The sequence below is a fragment of the Nostoc sp. genome (assembly GCF_036918015.1).
Classification (GTDB): Bacteria; Cyanobacteriota; Cyanobacteriia; order Cyanobacteriales; family Nostocaceae; genus Nostoc.
On record NZ_JBALEO010000074.1, the window covers coordinates 247718 to 271290 of the forward strand.

The 23573-nt window shown below is 40.7% G+C and carries 26 protein-coding genes and 1 pseudogene; 15 read left to right on the forward strand and 12 right to left on the reverse strand.

Annotated features, from left to right (window positions below; all coding sequences use genetic code 11):
- Positions 1 to 82: 82 nt before the first annotated feature.
- Together V7K61_RS21350 and V7K61_RS21355 are read left to right on the forward strand one after the other, a co-directional pair.
- Positions 83 to 295, forward strand: a complete 213-nt coding sequence (locus V7K61_RS21350; protein ID WP_335056275.1) for a hypothetical protein — start codon at positions 83 to 85, stop codon at positions 293 to 295.
- Between the two features lie 14 nt (positions 296 to 309).
- Positions 310 to 555, forward strand: a complete 246-nt coding sequence (locus V7K61_RS21355) for a type II toxin-antitoxin system RelE family toxin (protein ID WP_335056348.1) — start codon at positions 310 to 312, stop codon at positions 553 to 555.
- A gap of 73 nt (positions 556 to 628) precedes the next feature.
- Here V7K61_RS21355 and V7K61_RS21360 read toward each other — a convergent pair whose 3' ends face one another.
- Positions 629 to 1420, reverse strand: a complete 792-nt coding sequence (locus tag V7K61_RS21360) for a hypothetical protein (protein ID WP_335056277.1) — start codon at positions 1418 to 1420, stop codon at positions 629 to 631.
- 146 nt (positions 1421 to 1566) lie between these two features.
- Positions 1567 to 3513, reverse strand: coding sequence for a DEAD/DEAH box helicase family protein (locus tag V7K61_RS21365; RefSeq protein ID WP_335056279.1), 1947 nt, complete (start codon positions 3511 to 3513; stop codon positions 1567 to 1569).
- A gap of 566 nt (positions 3514 to 4079) precedes the next feature.
- On the opposite strand from V7K61_RS21365, the gene V7K61_RS21370 reads away from it, so the two are divergent.
- From V7K61_RS21370 to V7K61_RS21380, 3 genes are read left to right on the forward strand one after another with little or no spacing between them, the layout of a single operon-like run.
- Positions 4080 to 4304 (forward strand): hypothetical protein, encoded by a 225-nt coding sequence (locus tag V7K61_RS21370; protein ID WP_335056281.1) that lies wholly within the window; start codon positions 4080 to 4082, stop codon positions 4302 to 4304.
- Complete coding sequence (locus V7K61_RS21375; protein WP_335056283.1) at positions 4305 to 4433, forward strand: hypothetical protein; 129 nt, start codon at positions 4305 to 4307, stop codon at positions 4431 to 4433.
- A gap of 3 nt (positions 4434 to 4436) precedes the next feature.
- Positions 4437 to 4724 carry a type II toxin-antitoxin system VapC family toxin gene (locus tag V7K61_RS21380; RefSeq protein WP_335056285.1) on the forward strand — a complete coding sequence of 96 codons (288 nt, stop codon included), beginning with the start codon at positions 4437 to 4439 and terminating at the stop codon, positions 4722 to 4724.
- 30 nt (positions 4725 to 4754) lie between these two features.
- On the opposite strand, the gene V7K61_RS21385 is transcribed toward V7K61_RS21380, so the two are convergent.
- The gene (locus V7K61_RS21385) at positions 4755 to 5225 is read right to left on the reverse strand and encodes a DUF29 domain-containing protein (protein ID WP_335056287.1); all 471 of its coding nucleotides are present in this window, start codon (positions 5223 to 5225) and stop codon (positions 4755 to 4757) included.
- 223 nt (positions 5226 to 5448) lie between these two features.
- Between V7K61_RS21385 and V7K61_RS21390 the strand changes: the two genes are divergently transcribed.
- The 3 genes and pseudogenes from V7K61_RS21390 (at position 5449) to V7K61_RS21400 (ending at position 6363) form a co-directional block, all read left to right on the forward strand.
- Positions 5449 to 5667, forward strand: coding sequence for a hypothetical protein (locus V7K61_RS21390; RefSeq protein WP_335056289.1), 219 nt, complete (start codon positions 5449 to 5451; stop codon positions 5665 to 5667).
- 146 nt (positions 5668 to 5813) lie between these two features.
- Positions 5814 to 6014: pseudogene (locus V7K61_RS21395) on the forward strand (type II toxin-antitoxin system HicA family toxin); the annotation flags it as partial.
- Entirely contained in the window at positions 5980 to 6363 is a 384-nt protein-coding gene (locus V7K61_RS21400; RefSeq protein ID WP_335056291.1) for a type II toxin-antitoxin system HicB family antitoxin, read from the forward strand. The pseudogene V7K61_RS21395 and the gene V7K61_RS21400, both read left to right, overlap by 35 nt.
- A gap of 1 nt (position 6364) precedes the next feature.
- On the opposite strand, the gene V7K61_RS21405 is transcribed toward V7K61_RS21400, so the two are convergent.
- The 3 genes from V7K61_RS21405 to V7K61_RS21415 all read right to left on the reverse strand — a co-directional run bounded on the left by V7K61_RS21405 (position 6365) and on the right by V7K61_RS21415 (position 8312).
- The gene (locus V7K61_RS21405; RefSeq protein WP_335056293.1) at positions 6365 to 6820 is read right to left on the reverse strand and encodes an NUDIX hydrolase; all 456 of its coding nucleotides are present in this window, start codon (positions 6818 to 6820) and stop codon (positions 6365 to 6367) included.
- Between the two features lie 8 nt (positions 6821 to 6828).
- Entirely contained in the window at positions 6829 to 7281 is a 453-nt protein-coding gene (locus V7K61_RS21410; RefSeq protein WP_190897349.1) for a DUF3531 family protein, read from the reverse strand.
- 74 nt (positions 7282 to 7355) lie between these two features.
- Positions 7356 to 8312 (reverse strand): Sll0314/Alr1548 family TPR repeat-containing protein, encoded by a 957-nt coding sequence (locus V7K61_RS21415; RefSeq protein WP_335056295.1) that lies wholly within the window; start codon positions 8310 to 8312, stop codon positions 7356 to 7358.
- A gap of 307 nt (positions 8313 to 8619) precedes the next feature.
- On the opposite strand from V7K61_RS21415, the gene V7K61_RS21420 reads away from it, so the two are divergent.
- Both V7K61_RS21420 and rsmG read left to right on the forward strand, forming a co-directional pair.
- The gene (locus V7K61_RS21420; RefSeq protein WP_094353410.1) at positions 8620 to 9294 is read left to right on the forward strand and encodes an ABC transporter ATP-binding protein; all 675 of its coding nucleotides are present in this window, start codon (positions 8620 to 8622) and stop codon (positions 9292 to 9294) included.
- 196 nt (positions 9295 to 9490) lie between these two features.
- Entirely contained in the window at positions 9491 to 10228 is a 738-nt protein-coding gene (rsmG, locus tag V7K61_RS21425; RefSeq protein WP_335056297.1) for a 16S rRNA (guanine(527)-N(7))-methyltransferase RsmG, read from the forward strand.
- Between the two features lie 144 nt (positions 10229 to 10372).
- Here rsmG and V7K61_RS21430 read toward each other — a convergent pair whose 3' ends face one another.
- Complete coding sequence (locus V7K61_RS21430; RefSeq protein ID WP_335056299.1) at positions 10373 to 11152, reverse strand: superoxide dismutase; 780 nt, start codon at positions 11150 to 11152, stop codon at positions 10373 to 10375.
- A 703-nt stretch (positions 11153 to 11855) separates the two neighbouring features.
- Positions 11856 to 12479, reverse strand: a complete 624-nt coding sequence (locus V7K61_RS21435; protein ID WP_335056350.1) for a Uma2 family endonuclease — start codon at positions 12477 to 12479, stop codon at positions 11856 to 11858.
- A 161-nt stretch (positions 12480 to 12640) separates the two neighbouring features.
- Here V7K61_RS21435 and V7K61_RS21440 point away from each other — a divergent pair, with 161 nt between their 5' ends.
- Complete coding sequence (locus tag V7K61_RS21440; RefSeq protein ID WP_335056301.1) at positions 12641 to 12859, forward strand: hypothetical protein; 219 nt, start codon at positions 12641 to 12643, stop codon at positions 12857 to 12859.
- On the opposite strand, the gene V7K61_RS21445 is transcribed toward V7K61_RS21440, so the two are convergent.
- From V7K61_RS21445 to V7K61_RS21455, 3 genes are all read right to left on the reverse strand, one after another.
- Positions 12814 to 13935, reverse strand: a complete 1122-nt coding sequence (locus tag V7K61_RS21445; RefSeq protein ID WP_335056303.1) for an ABC transporter ATP-binding protein — start codon at positions 13933 to 13935, stop codon at positions 12814 to 12816. The two genes, V7K61_RS21440 and V7K61_RS21445, sit on opposite strands and share 46 nt — an antisense overlap.
- 316 nt (positions 13936 to 14251) lie before the next feature.
- Entirely contained in the window at positions 14252 to 14422 is a 171-nt protein-coding gene (locus V7K61_RS21450; RefSeq protein ID WP_335056305.1) for a type II toxin-antitoxin system HicB family antitoxin, read from the reverse strand.
- A 25-nt stretch (positions 14423 to 14447) separates the two neighbouring features.
- Positions 14448 to 15176 (reverse strand): GUN4 domain-containing protein, encoded by a 729-nt coding sequence (locus tag V7K61_RS21455; RefSeq protein WP_335056307.1) that lies wholly within the window; start codon positions 15174 to 15176, stop codon positions 14448 to 14450.
- Positions 15177 to 15452: 276 nt separating this feature from the next.
- Here V7K61_RS21455 and V7K61_RS21460 point away from each other — a divergent pair, with 276 nt between their 5' ends.
- Positions 15453 to 16874 carry an NADP-dependent isocitrate dehydrogenase gene (locus tag V7K61_RS21460; protein ID WP_335056353.1) on the forward strand — a complete coding sequence of 474 codons (1422 nt, stop codon included), beginning with the start codon at positions 15453 to 15455 and terminating at the stop codon, positions 16872 to 16874.
- Between the two features lie 888 nt (positions 16875 to 17762).
- On the opposite strand, the gene mtnA is transcribed toward V7K61_RS21460, so the two are convergent.
- Positions 17763 to 18842, reverse strand: coding sequence for an S-methyl-5-thioribose-1-phosphate isomerase (mtnA, locus tag V7K61_RS21465; protein ID WP_335056309.1), 1080 nt, complete (start codon positions 18840 to 18842; stop codon positions 17763 to 17765).
- Between the two features lie 322 nt (positions 18843 to 19164).
- Here mtnA and V7K61_RS21470 point away from each other — a divergent pair, with 322 nt between their 5' ends.
- The 3 genes from V7K61_RS21470 (at position 19165) to V7K61_RS21480 (ending at position 23435) form a co-directional block, all read left to right on the forward strand.
- Complete coding sequence (locus V7K61_RS21470; protein WP_335056311.1) at positions 19165 to 20172, forward strand: DUF2235 domain-containing protein; 1008 nt, start codon at positions 19165 to 19167, stop codon at positions 20170 to 20172.
- Positions 20173 to 20249: 77 nt separating this feature from the next.
- A complete protein-coding gene (locus V7K61_RS21475; RefSeq protein WP_335056313.1) occupies positions 20250 to 21881 on the forward strand; it encodes a peroxidase family protein in 1632 nt (543 codons plus the stop codon).
- Between the two features lie 372 nt (positions 21882 to 22253).
- Positions 22254 to 23435, forward strand: coding sequence for a catalase (locus V7K61_RS21480; protein ID WP_335056315.1), 1182 nt, complete (start codon positions 22254 to 22256; stop codon positions 23433 to 23435).
- Positions 23436 to 23573: the final 138 nt, after the last annotated feature.

The window sequence follows — 23573 nt, forward strand, 5'->3', positions numbered from 1 at the left end:
TCAGACTTACTGAGAAGTATTTTAGAGTAAAATAAGGTGTTCAAAGCATAGACAATGACGAGCAGTTGAAAAGAGTGGAAACATGGAAACTACAACTAAAAAACAAGCGTTAATCAAGGCTATTAATGAACAATTAGAACTGGCTTATGAGGATACATTACAAGAGATTTTATCACTGTTAAAAATCCGTAAGCAGGAAGACGAGTCCGACGAAAGAGACTTTGAAGAGGGATTAAAAGATATTGCAGAAAATGGTACTTTAACTTGGTCAGAACATCAGCAAAAAAATGCATGAGCTACCAAGTATAAATTTCTAAAAGTGCATCTAAACAACTCAAAAAGTTACCCGTAGATATTCAAGAAAGACTAGAAAGCAAAATTCAACAATTAGCTCTTGAGCCTCGCCCTGATGGTGTTGGTAAATTAAAAAATGGTGAAAATGGTTATCGCATTAGGGTAGGAGATTATCGGATTTTGTATCATATTTATGATGATGTTCTAGTCGTAACTGTTGTCAGAGTAGGGCATCGTAGAGAAGTTTATAAAGATGATTGACGCTGGAGCAAGCGGTAATTCCAAGTTAAACATAAAGGTAACGATACCAGCAATTTGAGTTTAAGGTATTCTGTTAGGAGTGGCTAGTTTCATCATGACAATTTGTAGTGTCAATGGACTGTTGATTCAATGATTTTCCTATATGATTATAAAGTTCTCTCAGTTGATCAACATCTAAAGATTTAATTAGTTCCTCTGCCGCTTTTTTGGAATTGCAGCGAGGAATCGTTAGCCATAATTTATAGTTTGTATCATTGGATGGCTCTTTTTCTAACCAATTTTGTACCAGTCTTCTTCCTTCCTGCGTGATCTGGTAATAGCCATCTCTTTTACTTGATAATGGTTCAATCCACCCTAGATCGAGCCATCGCTTCCTCCAGATGTGAGCTTTGCTAGAAACAATATGCAACACTTCGCCGATTTTACTTACATTAATAGGTTGATTATCTGCACAATTTTTAGCCAGTTTAGAAAACCTTTGCAAATAACCCTCTAAATTGCCCCAACTATTAGGTTGCTGTTCTTCTCCTTGAATCTGCTTTGCTTGAACTGATTCCAGTTCCTTGAGAATCTGGTCAATTACTTCTGGAGGGTAGCCAAGACCCCAAGGTGGTTTAGCATTGCAGAATGAACCATAAGAGGGGAATGGTTGACCGTTCTCATCTATCAGCTGACGATATCCAGCGTGTTCCTCTATGCCCTTGAGCCAAGTTCGTAGATGTTTGACACTGCTTGCATTGTCCTTCAACAGAGATTGTATTTGCAATCGCACTGCGATCGCCCAAGGCTGAGAACCTGGAGGAGCCGCAAGATTCCCAGGGTCGCCAACCGTTAGTGTTCTTACCTTGGAAACATTAGATTTCACAGGTGTTCTACAAATCATCACATTTCTAGGTTAGCTAGATTAGCAAAGTCCCTGCATCACAGTCACTTTCTCTAGAGTTAGGAAAAGGCAAAATGCAAAGAGTAATAGTACTATAGTACTATATAATATTTTTTGGTCATGTTACGCTATGGGTCAATAGAATAATTTTGCTGAATCCATGCCCAGACCCGCTTTAATTCCTCTATAGTCATTTCCTCACGGGGTCTGCCGAATCTTTTCTTAATTTCTTTATTAATGCTTCCATACGGTTGCTGATTTTGATATTCATACTTCCGATTGTGGTTCTCAATGGACTGCCTGAGTTTCTCTTCAATTCCACTAGAAGTCAAAACGTTGGACTCAGTAATACCATAAGGATCACCCACTGGTTGAGAAGACTGATAAATTTCCATTGCTTTTTTGAACTGGATTGGACTAATACCAACACATCCAACTCCTGCCATTGCTGCCATAAGACGCTGAGTTTCTTGGTAGTCCAGAGCTTCCCCATTGATACCACTTGCTCTTTCACGAGTTGCGGCAGAAGCTAAAGGGATGATGTCATTAATAGTTAACTTAGATTCGTTTTGTTCATTACCAGAGTCAGATGATTGATTCCTAAGTTTTTCTTGTTGTTCTCTTAAAAACGGTTCTTGTTCCACCTGAATACTAGCAATACAATCTTGAAATAATTGATCGTCTGGAGCGTAAATATATCCCAACTGGTGTTCATAGATTAGAGAGCCTGAACCACGATCAACACGTGCAGCCCGCGTTACCATTTGCTCAATCCAAGGAGTACTTCTAATATGGGTCAAACAAGCAATATGGGTTACAGCAGGTACATCTAAACCCTCGTATGCCATTGCCACTGTTACTAAAATATCTACAGAATTTTTACCGTGAGTTTTGAAACGTTCAATTGCTTTCTTTGCTTCTTTGGTATCAGAACTCGTAGCGATAGCAGCCATAACATTCATGTCTTTAAGCCACTCCAGGAAACGCTTTGCATTGGAAATGTTGGCGGCTACTACTAGCATCCTGGCTCGTCCATTTAACTGTCTATGAGCTTGCCAGTCATCAAGACAGCGCCTCAATAACTCAAAAGCATACTCAGTATTTAAAGCGGTATGCAAACCATCCCCACTGTCATCTCCAGCTTCTGCCAAACTGTCGATTGTCCGAGCTTCTCCTTCCTTGTCTATCCATTCAGCGCGACAATCAAGAAGTTGGAAATGCAAAGGAATAATAGCATGTTCAACCAAAGCATCCCGGCGGGTATACCGAATTACAGCAATTTTAGGATCGCTCAAATTTTCAAGGTTGAGAGTGATTCCACCCTGAACTTTTTGATAAGGTAAAAATGCAATAGGCTGGCTGTTACCACGTTCATAAGTGCCACTTCCTAAAATTACAACTTCTGCCCGATCTACCAGAGGTTGAATTGCTTCATGGGTGGCGCTATCCAGTTCAGCATGATGAACTTCATCTAAAAATAAAATATATCGCTTAGTAGCAAATTCTTGAGCGTTAATGCGAGTACCTCGATCAAAACTCAAGGCTTGATAAGTTGTAACATAGCCAGAAAGACCACGACATGGGTTATGTTCATTAGTAGCAGAGCGAATAATATGATTGTGCTTCAAAAAATTCCTCAATCTACCATCTGCAAAAGCCTCTTCAGCCTGTTTCTGTAATGACTGACGCGGCGCAATCCAACAGATGGCATCAGCTACAGTTGGAATTAAACGAGCGGCAGCAATTACTGGTAAAAAACTTTTCCCACCTCCTGGAGTGACGCTGACAATAATTGTCCTAACGCTGCTGACTTCAGCTTTAATTTGTTCACAAATTTGCAGCATATCAGTTTGGTGTTTTCTCAATTGCATCGCACCTTTCTCCCTATTACATTTGTGACATAATGCTTGCATTTGGTGAAAATTGGTTTGCTTGCTGATAGAGTAAGGAATCACATGGTCAGCAGCAAAGTCGTCTAGCAACTGGCAGCCGCATCTTGGACATTTACCACCAGCGCCATACCATAATAGGGCGCGAAGACGCTTAGAGCGGAGGAATCGGTTTTGTTTAGGCATATACTTATCTCCTAAAGTTCTATATAAAAGAACAATTACAGAATTTCCTCAGCGTACCTGCCAGATGCTAAGTAAGTAGTATCTTAAAAGACTACCATTTTTAATTTAGTTTTATAAGACAATACAATTGCTTTTTACCTTACAACACAAAAAGCAATGGCCTGACTGTGCAAGAATAGTAAACTGATAGCAAAGTTATGCTAAAGGCAGACAAAAGATTACATTTTAGATTGCCAGAACAGAAGTTAAAAATATTGGAGTCTTTATTGTTCTGCAACACACATAAAGAAATTGGCCTTAGCTTAGGAAATTAAACATTGCTACTTAAACCCTATGAATTCTGCTGTTGAGAGCGATCGCGCTTTGCTCTCACTCTAATTGATCGCACCCTAGCAACCCCAACAGAGTGCAAACAGAGATAATCTATATATGACTTTCGTAACGATTGACAGCCATGACTGAGCTACTCGAAGAAGCGATCGCCAAACTAAAAACCTTGTCTGCCAATGAACAAGATGCGATCATAGCAATAGTTAGTTGTGAAATATCTCGAAGATAAGTAAGTTATGTCAACAATATCGGGAAAATTAGAAGAAAGAGTAGCGATTCTAGAGGCAGAAGTTGCACGCCTCAAAAGTAAATTGGAGGTTGTTTCCTCACCGACAATACCTTGGTGGGAAAAGATTGCTGGAACATTTACTGATAACTCAGCTTATGATGAAGCTATGCAACTAGGGCGCGAATATCGTGAATCCCTGCTCTCAAATTCTGTAGAACCACACGATATATAAATGTACGTTTTTGATACCGATCATCTCAGCGTTTTGGAACGTAGAGGAGCAGGGGCACAACGTCTTCTCATGCAGTTGGCAAATGTCAATCCGAATGAGGTTGCAGCAACAATCATTAGCTACGAATAGCAAATGCGAGGGTGGTTGAGTTATATAAAAAAAGCTCAAACTGTTGAAGCACAAGTTGCAGCCTACAAACAGTTAAATAGGCAACGAACCAATTACTGTGCTATCCCAATTCTAGAATTTGATGAACCAGTAGCTCAAGAATTCCAACGTCTAAAAAAGGCGTATCCAAGACTTGGCACAATGGATTTGAAAATTGCTGCGATCGCCCTAGTAAATCAAGCCATTCTATTGACTCGTAATTCCTCTGATTTTGGACAAATTGTGGGTTTACGCACAGAAGACTGGACATAAAAGCGATCGCTTTACTGCTGTAATTTCAAATTACTGCTCTGATTCATCCACTAACTTGCTTGGTTCACCGGGGTAGAAATCATAGTCCACAATCTCTGACAAACTGTAAGGACACTCTACCGGAAAAGTCCGTTTGGGCAAATCTGTTTCTCCAACAGCTAATTCGACACCTTTAAGGTAGGCTTTGCGAAGTGCTTCTTCAAGGTAGGGCTTTAAGCTAGGATTGTCTTCGAGCAGTTCAGCAATATCTAAGCGTTGAATCCGAAGTGTTGATAACCAGCTACGGCTACGACGCCCTGACTGATATTGCCATTTTAGTAAATGTCCAATCAGCACACTCAGACGGTTTCGCAGTTCTTGACGTTGCTGTTTACCCAAAGATTGAATCTCCTCAATCAGATTGTGCAGATCAATCTGACTCCACTGCTCATTGCGAAGTAAAGTTACTTGCTCCTGTGTCCAAGCGTAAAAATCAGTTTCGTAGAGGCTTGGTGAAAGCATTGGTATCTTTGGGTTTGTTTCAGGTACACCCATTAGGTTAGTTCAACCTCAACGTCTTTGCTTTTATTGTAGAACTGTCTCAAACTCTCTTAGTGCTATTGAGAGAGATTGCTTGCTCGTACTCAAACCTACTCTTCGGCTATAGAGCGATCGCACCCTAACAACCCCAACTAAGTGCAAGCAGAGATAATTTATAGTATGACTTTCGTAATAACTAACAGCTATGACTGAGCTACTTGAACAAGCGATCGCTAAACTAAAAAATTTGCCTGCCAATGAACAAGATGCGATAGCAGCGATGATTTTGGCAGAACTAGAAGATGAACAATTTTGGGATGAAGCTTTTGCCCGTTCTCCAGACATACTTGCCAAACTTGCAGCCGAGGCAATGGCTGAATACCGTGCAAGAAGTGTGGCAAAATCTAAAGCAGAATTAATATAGATTGCTGTTAATTAGAGCGATCGCTTTTTTATCTCTCAAAATTTTGATACTATATATAGTATCATTTTTGAATGAGCAGATTAAGAAAATTAGTAGATCAGTTCCTAAAACGACCTCCAGAAGTGCGGTTTTAGGAAGTTTACTATCTATTGGAAGCTTTTGGTTTTGAAGAGAAAAGGTCTAAGGGTAGCCATCATAGCTTCCGAGACTCCCAAGGTAAAACCATCACTGTACCCAAAACAGGAGGGCAAAAAGTTAAAGGAGTTTATGTACAGCAAATAGTTGAACTATTAAATTTAGAAGAGTGGATTGATGAAGACACTGAACCAGAAGAACCAGCAGATTGAGAAACCGTCCTTAGAATATTATTTAAATCTTCAGTACCCTGTAACACTTTACCCCGACCCAGAGGGGGGATATGTAGCTCAAATTAAAGATTTACCTGGATGTCTTACCCAAGGTGAAACCCTTGAAGAGACAGTGGCAAATCTCAATGAAGCGCGAGAATTGTGGATTGAAACAGCTTATGAAGCTGGCGATGAGATTCCTTTACCAAGTAGTAATGATAACTATAGTGGGAAACTGCTACTACGGATGCCGAAATCTTTACATCGACGTTTAGCTGAGACTTCTGAACGGGAAGGCGTTAGTCTCAATCAGTATATTGTGTCTTTGTTGAGTGCGATTTCCAGATAATTTATAAATATTCAAAAAATACTTCAGGTACTAATCTGAATTCCCCAGATTTCAAACGAGATATATCTATCCATAATGCTCTATGTTTATGATGTGGTGATTCGGAAAAAACTAAACTTTCCAGTTGATAAAATTTAGAATCAGCAAAGTCACATTGATAAAGCTGAATAATTTCATGACCTTGCCTACCATTAAATGTAAACAGGTTCTCTATACAACCTAGATATTTAATATTCGTTAACTCTGCTTGAATTTCCTCTTGAAATTCCCGTTCTAAGGCGGCGCGGCTGGTTTCGCCAAATTCAACACCACCGCCTAAAGCACGATAAAATGTTTCTTGTTTTACGGGATCGTAGCCTTCAGAAAGAAATATGCGATCGCCCTTGGCGTTGGCGGAGCCATTGCCATTCCGAATTAACCCCAAGGCTATTACCCGAATTTCACCTGCTTTACTCATTTTTATAACTAATTATCATAAATAGACTGAGGACGACTTTCGCTATCCTCAATAGGCCAATCTGGATTTTCACCACCGATGTACAATTCTTCAATGGTTACATATTCCTGACTTAGCTGGCTGAGGGCGTTGATTAAAATATCCAGAGCGATCGCATCACTGGTTCCTAAATCAAACCAACAACGCCCCCACTGTCCCTCATATTCAAACTCACCAATGTTGTGCATCAGTGCTAGTAGGCTTTTGTCATAGCCTTGTTCATCATAATTCATGTAACTGATATCCAGTCCAGTGTCCTGCACCTGGAGATTTTCTGCATTAAATGCACCCAATTTACCCAGATAAAACCAGGAATTGAAGACTTCTTCTACATACTGCTTTTCACGCGCAGAAGGATTTGTGCTGAATTTCAGCCAAATCCACATATCAAAAGGATTAATTTCGCGGAACTGAATCTCCATTTTGGTCTAATATCTCAAGTACACTTCTGCAAATAAGCATATCAAAGTAGGGAGTGGAGAGTGGGGAATGGGTGTTAAGGATTCTTCAAGCTAACAGCACTTCTGCGTTCACGCTCAATTTGTTTGACTAAATCGCCTGGGAGTTGAGATTTTTTACTCAATGCTTTGTCAAAATTAGCGATCGCTTCCTGGATTATCTGCTGGCTTTTTTCTTTTTGCCCCAGTTGTTTAAGGATTTGAGCTTTAAGATAATAAATTTCTGGATTATCAGATGTCGTTTTGATCGCCCGGTTGACATATTCTAGTGCCTGTGGATACCTTTTTAAATCCCGGTAAGCAAGAGCAATACCCCGATCCACGAGATACCCAGGAGCAGCATTTTTTTCTAAGCGTCCAATTGCCTGATCTGGACTAGCAAAAGGCAAATTAACCGCCAATAATAAATCCATATAACCCTTGATTAAATTCAGTTCTGGATCGTTGGCAGAAATTGCTTCGGCTTTGTCTAAATATTCATAAACTTGTCGCAACCGACTAAAAGCTTGTGGTACACCGTTGACTGTACCCTCACGGGTGATAACTACTGCACCTTCTAAAAAATGACCAACAGCAGTGTATAAATTACCACGCAATGGATCGCTAGGAATCAGTTTTTGTCCTGTTTCTAGAGTTTTCTGACTATATGTGTCAAGTTTAGCCCAATCTTTATTTCCGTATGCTAAAGATGCCTTCATAGCATAGGCTAGAGGTTCATTTGGCTCTTTGGATAATGCTTGTTCCAGATAACGATCTGCTGCTGGATAGTTGCCCTGTTGGAAAATTGCTTTAAAAGCTGCTTCTGTTTGGTCGCCAATTTGATGAGGTTCGCGATCGCGAAATGGATCGCCAGCCAGGGAGGGATTTACCCAGATATTAAGTGCGATTGCCCAAGGGGCAACACCAAAGGCGATCGCAACTGCAAAAGCAGTCTGAGCAAAGGTAGTGAGTTGAGCAGACACTATTAATCGAGGCGAAGAAAACCTTTTAGTCATTTTAACCCTCAGAATAATTGCGGTTGAAATAGTTGTATGTGTTACTTAGAATGCAAAAATGGTTAATTTCAACTTGCCTTTGCTTCAACCAAAATTTTCTTATATATTGGTAATCTTTCCATGTTTCCAGGCTTGCTCTAGCCATTATTTCAGGCTAGTCTGCCACAATGGAGAAAAAGTGGATAATTCTTGCTGCTGAATTAAGGTGTTAATCCAGGTAATGCGCTGTAAATTTTTTTCTAGAATTTTGCAGACACTCTCAGTGTAGCTAATTAGTAATTTGCTGACTTTTTGGTAATCTTAACAAATGCTTTATCTCCGAAATGTAAATTATCATCCCACAGCGTGCCCAACAGCGATTCTCAAATCGATCAATTTAGAATTAGCACCCCAGCAGCTAGGTCTGATTATTGGCCCAAGTGGTTCGGGTAAAAGTACCTTACTAGAAATTTTGTCGGGACTAGCCGAACCCACTACTGGCGCTCTCTTCTGGCGGGAACAAGAACTGATAGCCGAACAGCTACAACAATTAGCTGGGTTAGTATTTCAGTTTCCAGAGCGACACTTTTGCGGTGGTTCAATTTTAGAAGAATTGCGTTTAGGACATCCTGAGCTAGGGTCAGAACGAGTCAGACAGGCCCTAAGTGAGGTGGGATTAGAGCATTTATCGCTTTCTGCTGCTCCCCATGCTTTGAGTGGTGGTCAGCAACGACGTTTAGCTTTGGCAGTCCAATTAATTCGCCAGCCCAATTTACTGTTATTGGATGAACCCACAGCTGGTTTAGATTGGTCAATGCGTCGGCAACTGGTAAATTTATTAGCGAAACTCAAACAAGATTGGACATTGTTAATTGTGACACACGATGCTGGGGATCTGTTAGCGATCGCAGACCGTTGCTGGACACTCAACCACGGCGAACTAGAATCAGTAGACCCAAAGTCACTAGAATCCAAAGTTAAAGAACCTCTACCAACGGTGTGAGAGCAGGGGAGCAGGGGGAGCAGGGGAGCAGGGGAGCAGAGGAGCAGGGGAGGAAGGAGAATAACTATGCTAAATGCTTCATGACAAATACTTCTCTACGAGAGGCTGCGCCAACGGCTTCTCTGCGAGACGCTACGCGAACGCGGTAGTTGAGCGCAGTCGAAACTCAGTACAAGTGACAAATGACAAATGACAAATGACAAATGACAAATTGCCTGAAATGGCAGAAATCTGGCAGCAAACTCTCAATTGGCAACCAACTCTTCAACAGCAAGCGCAATTCCAAAAGCTTTATGAATTAATCCTAGAAGGTAATCGCCAACAAAATTTAACTCGGATCGTTGAACCCCAAGAGTTTTGGGAAAAACATCTCTGGGATTCTCTGCGAGGAATTGCACCCCTGTTATCAGCAAATTTCTCCCCCGCTTCCCCTGCTCTCATCGATATTGGTACAGGTGCGGGTTTTCCGGGTGTTCCCGTAGCAATTACTGTAACTAATTGCCCAATTACTCTTCTCGATTCCACTCGGAAAAAAATTACTTTTCTCGACAATATATTAAGTGAACTTGCCCTTTCCAATGCCAAAACTTTTGTTGGTAGAGCGGAAGAAATCGGTCAGCACCGCCAACATCGACTAGCTTATGATATTGCATTGATCCGTGCTGTAGGGGCAGCCTCTGTCTGTGCAGAATATACCTTACCACTGCTCAAACAGGGAGGTTTAGCTATAATTTATCGTGGTAATTGGACAGAGGATGAAACATCTGCTTTAAAGAATGCTGTGAAGCAGTTGGGTGGGGTTATCGAATCAATCGAACAATTTACGACACCCCTAAGTCACAGCATCCGTCACTGTGTGTATTTGCGTAAGGTAGCTACCACTCCAGCTAATTTTCCTCGTGCTATAGGTGTACCGACTCAAAAGCCTCTTTGAGCCGCAAGTGCGAGAAAAAGGACAAAGTATTAGCTCTAATTCCCAATAAGAGAGCGTTAGATTATCACATCAAAAAACTGGCAACAGAAACAATATTCTGTCGCCAATTTTTAAGCACATATAACCCTAAATTGTTGTCTGGTTTCAGGCAAATTTGCTTGCTGCTGCAAACCGCTTGTTAATCTCATCCCAATTAACCACGTTCCACCAAGCATCTAAATAATCAGCACGGCGATTCTGGTAATTGAGATAATATGCGTGTTCCCATACATCATTACCCAGGATGGGATATTTACCTGCACTCAAGGGAGTATCTTGATTAGCTGTAGTTGTCACTTCTAACTTGCCACCCTTGCTACGTACTAGCCAAACCCAACCACTACCAAAACGACCAGCACCAGCTTCGTTAAACTGTTTTTTGAAGGCTGCAAAAGAGCCAAAACTTTGATTAATTGCGGAGGCTATATTTCCTGTTGGTTCTCCACCACCTTTCGGCTTCATTATTTGCCAGAACATTGAGTGGTTGACATGACCGCCGCCATTATTGCGTACTGTTCTACGAATATCTTGTGGCACATTGTCAATTTTTTGCAACAGTTCTTCAATAGTTTTACCTTTGAGTTCTGGATGTTTTTCTAAGGCTGCATTCAGATTTTTCACATAAGTTGCGTGATGTTTGTCGTGGTGAAATTGCATCGTTTTAGCATCGATGTGCGGTTCCAGTGCTTCGTAGGCATAAGGTAAAGGCGGTAGTTGGATAGCTCCTGTTGTATTTGGTGTTGTATTTGCTATTGTGTTTGGTGTTGTTTCAGGAATTGCAGTGTTTCTCTCAGGAGATGTCTCTGCTGATGCACAAGCATCTAATGCAAAAGTACCCACACCTGCTGTGAATAAAAACAAGAAATTACGTCGATTAATAGTCATATAAGTTTTTGCAGCCAATCCATTAAGTCTCTATTGCCGTTTTTATTTTCTTAGATTTTGGCTACAAAAAATTGTTAATTGTGATTATTTCTGGCAGTTTAAGAAACTATTTACAAGACTTGTAATATTAAGTACTAACATTCAAAACGTTATGTATTTTTACTTAAACTCTCTTTTTACAACTAATCATAGGTTCGCACCCAAGCACCAAAAACAAACCCTATCGTCACAAGAGACGCTACGGGGTGTTAAGGGAATTGTGGGGTATTGGGTAGTTAATCGAGGTCGTCAGGCATTTCATCCACATTATACTTTCTTCTTATTTTTTTCCTCGCTTAAAATCAAATATAGGCTGATCAAGTCCTGGGGGTAAGTGTAAATGAAACACATACTTATCTATGTTAGTAGGATCAGACGGGTCAACAGTACGCTTAGTCCCGTATCCCCATACACGTTTTATGTATTTACCGAACAATGCTCGCGATCCTTCCCATCCGGTTCCGATATTCCTTTTCTCATTATCAAATTCATCGAGCGTTGCTCCTTTCGTGAGCAGGGTAACAATTATATGTATTTGACTATTTTCTTTAGTAATAGGTTTAAGTTCCTCCTTAGATTTAGGAGCAACATCGGCGTATTTATCAACATTCTTAGTTGTTTGGTGTTTTGTATTTTTGGTGAAATGTCGGGAAATGCCTGTTTATCAATAACGTACTGAAAAAATTTGTTCAACAGTTAGATTTAAATCTGGAAATGTTGGCGACTCTATACGATCGTCTCCTCTAAACTGTTTCCCACGATATTCACCCTCATCACTTAAAGAGTAAATTGTGATTGTTGGCTGTTTGGGGTCGCCTATCAATTCTTTGCTACCCAAAGCAGCATAATCCACAATCCAATATTCTTGAATACCCATTTCTTCATAGTCAGCAAACTTTTTATGATAATCATCTCTCCAGTTAGTACTGACCACTTCAATCACTAATGGAATTGAATCTGGTTTACTAAGAATAGATTGTTTCTCCCATAATGGTTCATTACCCAAGTTAGAAAAATTCATTAATAAAACATCAGGATAGTACCCTGACATTTTATTTTCTGGCTTCACTGTGGCGGTTTTTGGTATACCGTAATTAAGTTTAAGACGAAGACACTCATACCCTAACATTATTGTTAAAAATGCTACTATTTGCTCGTGTTTACCTGATGGTGGCGGCATTTTAATAATATCTCCATCGTGTAATTCATAACGAATGTTTTCCGGTTGTGTTTCTAAAAACTCTAAATATTCATCAAATGTAAATAGTTTTTGTAGTGATTGAATCATTATTTCATCCTGATTATGGATATAAACACTTCCCACTGCTGTAACCTGAAAATTAAGAGTTAACGGGGTGTAGCGGCCAAAGGTGAAAGTAAATCGGCATGGACTAGCCAAGGTTCTTACTCAGCAAGAGATACAGCAAATTTTCGCTATTGGGTTAACAAATGACCGCGATCCGCAAGGTCAGAGTTACGGTCAAAAATTGGATTAACGGTGGTGTGGTGATGATTCTGGATGCGATCGCTAACCTATCCCTCGTCACCAATTACAGCGATTGCCCCTACACCCCATCACAGCGATCGCACACAAAACAATTATATTTTACACTCCGAAGCGCTTATAAAATTCTGTCCCCAGTTTTGGGATCAAATACAAACAAGTAATTTAAATCGAGCTGTAGAGAAAGCCGATCGCCTGGACGAAGACGCACATCACCGCCTACCTGAATATTCAACATCACCGCCGAACCAGGTAAACCAGCGCGAATCAAAGTTTCTCTTCCCAAAGGTTCTACAACTTTCACTTCAACTAATAATAATTCTGAGTTTTGAGTGCTGTTATCGGATAGCTGTTGTTCAACCTGTTCTGAGTCAGTGTTTATTTTTATATGCTCTGGACGAATCCCCAAATCATAACTGTGTCCTTGACGTAACTGTAATTTTTCTTTCACGTCTGCTGGAATTGCTAATAACTGCCCACTCACATCAAAACTATTATTTTGATAAATTGCAGGCAAAATATTCATTGGTGGACTGCCTAAAAAAGTTGCCACCATCTGATTAGCAGGACTTGCATAAATAGTTTGGGGATCGCCGATTTGTTGAATCCGCCCGCGATTTAGTACGACAATTTTATCAGCCAAAGTCATGGCTTCAACTTGATCGTGGGTGACGTAAATTGTTGTAATGCCTAATTCTTGATGTAGTTGTTTCAATTCTGCCCTGGTATCATCGCGCAGTTGGGCATCTAAATTAGATAAAGGTTCATCAAGTAAAAACACTTGGGGTTCACGAGCGATCGCTCTACCTAATGCTACTCGTTGTTGCTGTCCCCCGGAAAGTTGTTTGGGTTTACGATCCAGCAAGTGATCCAGAGAAAGCGATCGCGCCACATTCATCACCCGTTCTTGAATGATTTTTCGGTCAACCTTCCGCATTTCCAAGCCAAAGCCGATGTTTTGCGCCACACTCATGTGAGGATAGAGAGCGTAGTTTTGAAACACCATCGCCACATCCCGTTGTCTGGCTGGGATATTATTTACCAAGCGATCGCCAATAAAGAGTTTGCCAGATGTAGCGGTTTCTAAACCAGCGATCGTTCGCAAAATTGTAGACTTACCACAACCCGATGGCCCGACTAAAACCCAAAATTCGCCATCAGGAATTTCAAAGGTAATATCCTCAATAGCAGTGACATTATTAAATCTACGCTTAATATCTTCTAGACGAACGTTTGCCATTATCTGATTTGATATTTTCAGTTTGGGATCTGCGGTTAAGTAACCTCCAATTCAGCACTAGGGGATTTTATCAGCCCCTTTAGAGGAACTGTGAGGCTGCTTTGTAAGTGCAGAAACTTGGTTGTCCTGCACAACTCTAATCAGAAATATTAGAGCCTCATTCACGGCATCGGTATTAGAAAAAACCTCTCCAACATCAGGTTCTAAACAAATTGTTGTCTTACCAAAGCTATTTCGTTCAGGGCCGAACTTTCTCACCTTTAGGTTCTTTAAGTCATACTCCGCTCGCAGACTACAGCATGACATTTCTGACTCCTCAGACATCCTCTAAACAAAGTTCAATTACTTCTTTCATGTTAGCCATCAACTCATCAATTGTTTCTCCCTGACTGTAACAAGCTTTTAGCTGAGGTACTTCTCCGACATAGTAGCCATCTTCATCCCGTTCAATGATGACGTAGAATTCTCGCTTGGTGGGATTGATCATAATCTGTTTGTACGTAGACTCAAAATCATTTGTCTGGATTCTTCAACCAAGCTGGGTGAGAAAGTAAAGAAGCAAAAACTCGTACTCCCCGAAGTTGATTAGAAAGGGGTAAGTGACCTTTAGGCGCACTCAAATCCCAAGTAAACTCGTTAGGGTATCGCGTCCAGGTGTTACCTGCTTTCCAGCCAATTTTCGGCCAGAAATTCTCCCAGTTTTTACCCAAACTTAACCAGATTTCTCGCTGTACTGAAAAACCAAATTTACCTTCGGAGTGGACTAACCAGAGGTTGTTAATGGTTTGCAAGTCAACAGCCGAGGTATTTTCTACCTCAGTAAAGTACAACCATTTTCGTTGTACAGCCGTTGGCCCTGATAGTTCGCACATTTTTTCGATGGTGACGCGATCGGCTGCTTGGAAGTCTTGAACAGCAAGTAGCTGTTGCAAAGAATTATAGTTAATCCCGCACTCTGATTTTAGAGGTACAATTCCTTCAGGAAAACAGGAGCGCAAAAATTCTTTGACTTGAGGTGCATCAGAACTGTAAAGGACTTGGTAAGCTTTGCCATCAATCCAAGTCGCTGGGTTCTCACGTCGTTTCAGTAAAAATTCCATCAACACGTCTAATCCCTCATTACCCAACTCAGCTAACTGTGGGATTATCTGTTGTTGGACTTTTTCAGACCCAGCGATTAACGGTTGTCGGAGGGAGTCGATGTCATTTGCAGGGCCTGATAAAATCATTGGGTCTGTCATGCCATTCTTGTGTTAACGGTCAGTGAAAGAGCGGTAAGCTATCGGGCATTCTCTAAAGTGAAGCACTGATAGCGAAAAGTAGTTTACTATTTTTGATCGTACAAAATTGCGATCGCTTCACTGAAATCTCACACTTAATCCCCAAATAATGTACAAGGGGAATAGGGGGAAAATCTGTGCCTTATGGCTTGGCGAACAAAAGACATAGCAAAATATACAAGCCTGCCACATAAAGATTTTTTGAATAGCAGCGTATCGATTAGGAGTGTGTGAATGATGTACGAAAAGATTACCCCCCCCGCAGCCGGAGCAAAAATCACCTTCAAAAATGGTGAACCAATCGTACCGGACAATCCAATTATCCCCTTTATTCGCGGCGACGGCACAGGTATAGACATCTGGCCTGCTACCCAAAAAGTTCTCGATGCTGCTGTAGCCAAAGCATATAAGGGTCAACGTCAAATTAGCTGGTTTAAGGTTTACGCTGGAGACGAAGCTTGCGATTTATACGGGACTTATCAGTATTTACCTCAAGACACTCTTACAGCAATTGAAGAATATGGTGTAGCTATTAAAGGGCCTTTGACTACTCCTATTGGGGGGGGAATTCGTTCTTTAAATGTGGCATTACGGCAAATTTTTGACTTGTATGCTTGCGTGCGTCCTTGCCGTTACTATGCAGGTACGCCCTCACCCCACAAAAATCCCGAAAAGCTGGATGTAATTGTTTATCGGGAAAATACAGAAGATATTTATTTAGGCATTGAGTGGCGACAAGGTAGCGAAATCGGCGATCGCTTAATTAAAATTCTCAATGAAGAATTAATCCCCGCCACCCCAGAACATGGGAAAAAACGCATCCCTCTTGATTCTGGTATTGGCATCAAACCCATCAGCAAAACTGGTTCTCAGCGCCTAGTTAGACGTGCCATTAAACACGCCTTGCTATTGCCCAAAAACAAGCAACAGGTGACTTTGGTGCATAAGGGCAACATCATGAAGTACACCGAAGGGGCTTTCCGCGATTGGGGTTATGAACTAGCAACTAGTGAATTTCGCCAAGAAACTGTCACTGAACAGGAATCCTGGATTTTGAGTAACAAGGAAAAAAATCCCAATATTTCCTTGGAAGAAAACGCCCGCCAGATTGAGCCTGGGTTTGATAATCTCACTCCAGACAAGAAAGCGCAAGTTGTCAAGGAAGTTGAAACTGTTCTTAACACAATTTGGGCAACCCACGGCGATGGCAAATGGAAAGAGAAAGTTTTGGTGAATGACCGGATTGCTGACAGTATTTTTCAACAAATTCAAACCAGACCGGATGAATATTCGATTTTGGCGACGATGAACTTAAACGGCGATTACTTGTCTGATGCTGCTGCCGCCATTGTTGGGGGATTGGGAATGGGGCCAGGGGCAAATATTGGTGATTCTAGTGCCATATTTGAAGCTACCCACGGCACTGCACCCAAACACGCCGGCTTAGATCGGATTAATCCAGGTTCAGTGATTTTATCTGGTGTGATGATGCTGGAATTTCTGGGTTGGCAAGAAGCCGCAGACCTAATTAAGAAAGGTTTAAGCGATGCGATCGCAAGTAGTCAAGTCACCTACGATTTAGCCCGATTGCTAGAACCGCCAGTTGAACCCTTAAAATGTTCTGAATTTGCCGACGCAATTATTCAACATTTTGGTTAAGTTTACTAGGGTTAATTAGTCAATTGATACTCCCCACCGTATGGGCAAGTTGAATTACCCCACCCTAACCCTCCCCTTGTAAAGGGGAGGGAACTGGATTTATTGTTTCCCCCCTTTACAAGGGGGGATTAAGGGGGGTAATTTGACTACACGCTTTTTTAAGGGGGGTTAGGGGGGATCAACAAATATTTAATACTTCTCAGACATCCTCTGATAAATCAACCATTTTAAACAAGCGAAATGGCATTTTATTTGCAGAAAACACCAAAATCAGAAAGCAAACTGAGGTTTGAGTAAGTCAAAGCTTATTTTGAGAAAGCAAAAGCTTATTTTACTTGCGGAAAACACCAAAATGAGTAAGTAAACTGGGGTTTGAGAAAGTAAAAGCTTCTTTTACTTGCGGAAAACACCAAAATGAGAAAGCAAACTGGGGTTTGAGTAAGTCAAAGCTTCTTTTACTTGCGGAAAACACCAAAATGAGAAAGCAAACTGGGGTTTGAGAAAGCAAAAGCTTATTTTGAGAAAGTAATTGCGGATTTTGCTTATTGAATTTAGTCCAAATATGAAGTTTAGATAAAATTATTGAAAAATTACTGATAAATTTTGATCCGTCAGATTTCAATACGGTTCGGATAAGGTTTTTTGATGACACACCCTAGATTGTAGAGACGCGATAAATCGCCGTCTTTACAAGAATCAGTCCTTTGTAGAGACGGCGATTTATCGCGTCTCTTGCCTTAACCGAACCGTATTGCGTCAGATTTAAAACTAGTCAAAAAACAAAGTCCCCGGCTTTTCTAAAAAGTCGGAGATTTTTTTGGGGCAATTCCCTATAAAGTTTCCGTTATTCGGATTTAGAGTTATCGAGAACTCGGCGCAAGTTCTCCATTAATTCGGATTTAAGCCAATCGGTAATTGCTTTAGCTGTGATTTTGCTAATTTATCAGGTGCGATCGCTCCATTCTCTGTAATGATGGCTGTAATCAACTCAGCTGGAGTCACATCAAAAGCTGGGTTGTAAAAATCTACACCCGCAGGTGTGAGAATGGTATCGCCAACTTGATAAATTTCTGTTGGTTCGCGTTCTTCAATGGGAATTTGGCTGCCATCGGCTAATTCAAAATCAACGGTGGAAAGGGGTGCAGCGACAAAGAAGGGGATATTATGTGCCTTAGCTGCGATCGCTACACTATACGTACCAATTTTATTAGCAGTGTCGCCATTAGCAGCAATTCGGTCAGCACCCACAACTACAGCATGAATCAAACCCTGTTTCATGCAATGGGCTGCCATATTATCAGTAATTAATGTAACTGGAATACCTTCTTGCACACACTCCCAAGTGGTGAGTTTTGCGCCTTGTAAGCGAGGACGGGTTTCATCGGCAAATAAACGTTCTAAACGTCCCTCCCTCCAAGCAGAACGCACTACACCCAAAGCAGTGCCATATCCAGCAGTAGCTAGCGCCCCAGCGTTGCAGTGAGTAAGTAAAGTCAGCTTTTGTGGAGTATTGGGCAAGACTGCTAAACCATTGTCGCCGATCGCCTGACAGGTTTGCAAATCTTCAACATTGATTGCTTGGGCTGTTTGGAACAGGGTTTGCTTAATCTCTTCTACTGTTCCCAGCGTTTCGTAGGCGGCTTTCAGCATCCGGCTAATTGCCCAAAATAAATTTACCGCCGTTGGACGAGTAGAACGCAACAACTGGGCTACTTTATCCAAGTGTTGCAAAAATTCGGTGCGATCGCTTGTTTTAATTTCCCTTGCACCAAGATACATTCCATAAGCCGCAGCCACACCAATTGCAGGCGCACCTCGCACAATCATAGTTTTAATCGCCCGCGCCATATCTTCACTGCGGTGAATTTCCACAAATGTATATTCGTTGGGTAAGCGTGTTTGATCAATTAGTGAAACTGAGTCATTGTGCCAAATAACGGGATAAACCTGGTTTGTCGAAGGTGTCATAGAAAAAGGTCGTTAGTAAAGGTCAATATTTTTTACTTTAATGCACTTAGATGATTTCATTTTAAAAAACAAAATTCAATTAATTATTTTTTAGCTATTGATAATTTTGCTGTGCGAATGATTACTTAATATTTATTTATTTAATTTACTGCTTAAATGTCCTTGCATTTTCATTAGAAAAGTGGGAGGATATTTCGCTAAAGCATTTATAAAATGTCAGCATTTCTAAGTTGATATATAAAATGCTTTTGTCCTAACTAAATAGCGAATTCACACCTTGATAAAAGTTTAACTAATTATTCAAAGCCTTTGAAATAGAACTATGAAACGTCTTGTTATTTGCTGTGATGGAACTTGGCAACAGTTAACCAGTCGTTATCCAAGCAATGTGGTAAAGCTAGCTCAATCTGTGAAATCGATTGCCAGTGACGGGGTTACACAAATCGTCTTTTATGACGAGGGCATTGGAACCGAGGGTCAAAAGGTTTTAGGCGGAGCTACCGGACTAGGAATCGATAGAAATATAGAAGATTGCTACCGATTTCTTAGTCTCAATTATGTTTCTGGTGACGAAATCTATTTGTTCGGCTTCAGTCGTGGTGCTTACACAGTTAGAAGTTTAGCCGGCATGATCTATTGCTCTGGTCTTCTAGATCGCCCCCATGTTACTAAAGCACATGAAGCCTACGAGCTTTACCGCAACCGAAATATTAAACCTAAAGATAATGTAGCAGTAGAATACCGTCAAGCTTATGGCGATCGCGTCCCGATCGCCTTACTCGGTTGTTTTGACACCGTTGGCGCTCTTGGTATTCCTGGGATACCAGCCTTTAGTAGGTTAAGCAAACAGCTTAATATGCGCTACAGATTCCATGACACTACTTTAAACAAATGTGTTCAGAATGCATTGCACGCGATGGCGATTGACGAAATCCGTGAAATCTTTGATGTCACTCCCATGAAAAAGCATTCTGAGGCTGAAAACCAGCGGGTGATTCAAAAGTGGTTTCCAGGTGTACACGGTTGCGTTGGTGGTGGAACCGAAGAACATAGTGGGTTATCAGATGCTGCCTTACAGTGGATGATTGATTCCATCGGTGAACTAGGATTAGGACTTGACTTAGATCCAAATGTGATTCCCACAGGCATCAACCCTAATTATGAATGTGACTTTAAGAACGATGCTGGATTCTTTAAATTAGCAGGAATTAAGTTTCGTGAGGTCAGCGATGTCATTGAAGACCTTCATGAAAGTGCGATCTATCGTTTGAAAAGTCGCAAGGACTATCGACCAAAAAATCTAGAAAAGATTATTTCCAAACTGAAATAAGTTGAATTAATTTGGCTGCTCGAAGCAGAGAAAATTCGAGTGCATTGAATCCAAAACTGAAAAAAGTAAAAACAATTATGGCTGGAAAAAGAGATACATCTAAAGACGGGTTAGGTAACAAAATTCAAACATTAGTTTTAACAAACTTTAAACCGATTTGGAAACTTCTACAAAGTAACGAATCTATAAAACGTAAAGTTAACAAAACTCTACTCAATAGTCTCATCTACAAAATTCCAACTCGTCCTAATGCCTACAGTATGATGACTCTAGATGAGTATATTCCTGATACTAAAATTCCTAAGAAAACTGATGCTTATACTTCCTGGGAATCACTCAACGATCGCACTTATACCGGACGACATTTACCACCCGATCCCAAGTTAAACGCTGAGGGTAATCTCCCAAAAGTTGAAGACCTAGCTATCTTATTTCGTAAAAGAGATGGTAAAACTATTTATTCTACCAAATCAACTATGCTGTTTCCCTATTGGGTACAGTGGTTTACTGATAGTTTTCTCCGCCTCGATCACTACAATAAATTAAAAAATACTTCCAACCATGAGATTGATTTGTGTAATGTTTATGGTTTAACCAGAAAACAAACACACCTTTTAAGAAGCTTTAAAGGAGGTAAACTAAAATCTCAAAAACTTAAGCGCCAAGATGGTGTAGAAGAAGAATATCCCTTGTTTTATTATGCCGATCCAGCACAGGGTAAAGTTGACGCTCAATTTGAGGGTCTTTATGAACCTGTCAATGATGAAAAAAGACAGCCCGTAGAAAAAAAACAATATCTGTTTGCGATGGGAGTAGAACGAGCAAATGTGCAAATTGGCTATGTCATGCTCAATACTCTATGTTTCCGCGAGCATAATCGTCTTTGCGATGAATTAGCAAGTAATTATCCAGATTGGGATGATGAACGCCTCTTCCAAACCGCGAGAAATATTCTCATGGCGATTATTCTCAAAATCATCATGGAGGAGTACATTAACCACATAACTCCTTATCACTTTAAGTTGTTTGCCGATCCTGAAGCTTTCACTAAGGAAAGTTGGCATCGTCCTAATTACATGGCAATTGAGTTTGACTTTGTTTATCGCTGGCATAGTGCGATTCCAGAAACCTTTAAATATAACGGGAAACCAACCCATATTGTTGCATCTCTCTGGAACAACAAGATGTTCATCGATCGAGGTTTGGGAGCATTGATGGAGGAAACTTGTTCCCAAGCAGGTACAAAAATTGGTTTATTCAACACGCCTGATATATTGGTTGAATTAACCGAGTTACCCGCTATTAAACTAGGACGGCAACTGCAATTAGCAAGCTACAACGATTATCGCCAATTGTGTGGTTTCCCCAGAGTGACCAGATTTGAGCAAATTAGCGGCGATGAATTTGTACAAGAGAAACTCAAAGAATTATATGGTCATGTTGATAATATTGAATTCTTTGTGGGACTTTACGCCGAGGATGGGCGGAAAAATTCAACTATACCTTCCCTAGTAGCACGCTTAATTGGGATTGATGCCTTTTCTCAAGCACTAACCAATCCTTTACTATCACCCAATATCTTCAATGAAAAGACTTTTTCTCCTGTGGGTTGGAAAATAATTCAAAATACCAACACAGTCTCAGATTTAGTTAATCGCAACGTTCCGCCATCAGGCAGAAAGTACAAAGTTACTTTTGACCTTCAATAAACATTGACTTTTAGTGCGATCGCTTTACCCCTACTATTAAGCAAGCTATGCGTAGCGTCTTGTATGGCAATACGCTTGGGTTAGCGCCAAAAACTTTAAGTTGTGTAGTTGCGTAGGTTGGGTTGAGGAACGAAACCCAACATTTTCATAGCTTTGTTGGGTTGCGCTTTGCTTCACCCAACCTACAATTTTTCACAAAGCCAAGCGTATTGTCTATATGGTGGAGCGATCGCTCTTAATAATATTCTTCTCACTCTGTCACTCGAAGCTGACTAGACAATAACTGCAAACAAGCAAGCGATGTCTACGACGGGCTGCGCCTACGCAGCTTGGAACAAACTCAATTGATTAATTAATTCTGCTTTCAAAAAAATGAAACTATTTACTGAATACCCAGAAAAAGATGAAGCCAAATATTGCGCTCTTATGAGTGAGCTAGTCAAAAAGAACATGGAAAATCTTTACGGAGGTGAGAAGAAAAAAACTGCAAAGAGAGATACTCATTCTAAAACTAACGCTGCTGTACAAGGAACTCTAGAAATCTTTGACTTTGATGAAGCAGCAATTAAGCAGGAATTGAGCAAACGCACTTCATTAACTGAAGCTCAATTTCAAGCCATTTCCCTAAAACAAGGTTTATTTGCCAAACCCAAACAATATCCGGTTTGGCTACGATTTGCAAATGGTGCGTTTTCAGTAAAGAATGATTATGAAGGCGATACCCGCTCCATGTCCGTAAAGGCGATCGGGGTAGAAGGAGAAAGACTACCGCAAAGTCACGAGTTAAAAACCCAAGATATTATTGTCCACAATACTGAATTCTTTTTTGTTAGAACCATCAAAGACTTCCACAGCTTTTTTATGGCGGTTTATCGAGCAGGGCTGTTTCCGCTTTTTAAGCTGTTGGTGCTTTTTTGGCTAAAGTTGCATCCCTACGAATCCACTCTTTTGCAAACTAGTTTCAAACGTTTTCCCAAAAGTTTGCTCACAGAACGCTATTGGAGTGCTTCAGCATATTCTTTGGGACTCAAATCTGATTTTGCTCCATCCCAACCAGGTCGAGTTCCTGTGGAATATCCGGTTGTGATTAAATATGCATTTACTCCAGTTTCCAGTCAACCACCTCATCAACAACTTCCTCTCGAATCCAGACCAGAAAGTGAGCTTCAGCGTGCCAAAGCCTCCGGTTCAGAGGACAACTATTACCGAGATGATATCATTCAAGCTTTAGCAAAGCCTGATGCTGAATATTGTTGGGACTTTCAAATTCAATTTCAAACTAGCCCAGAAATGTCCATTGATGATACCACCATTGTTTGGAGTGAAGAGGAATCACCCTTCATTACAGTTGGTCGCCTAACAGTTAAGCATCAGAAAGTTAATTCTGCTAAAGATAATGACTTTGGAGAAAATCTCAGTTTTTCTCCTGGGAATGGTCTAGCAGTGCATCGTCCGGTCGGTGCGATCAATCGGTTACGCAGCATTGTTTATCCTATCGTTGCTAATGACCGTCATCAGAAACGAGGAGTTAAATACCAGGAACCAACTGTCTGACTTTCAATAGACTAAAACGACAGGTTTGCAAATCTTCAGCAATGTATATTCGTTTGGTAAGCGCCTTTGATCGATTAGGGACACTGTTAAGTCCTGAAAAATCAAAAAAATAGAGCAGTTGCATTGTAATACAACTGC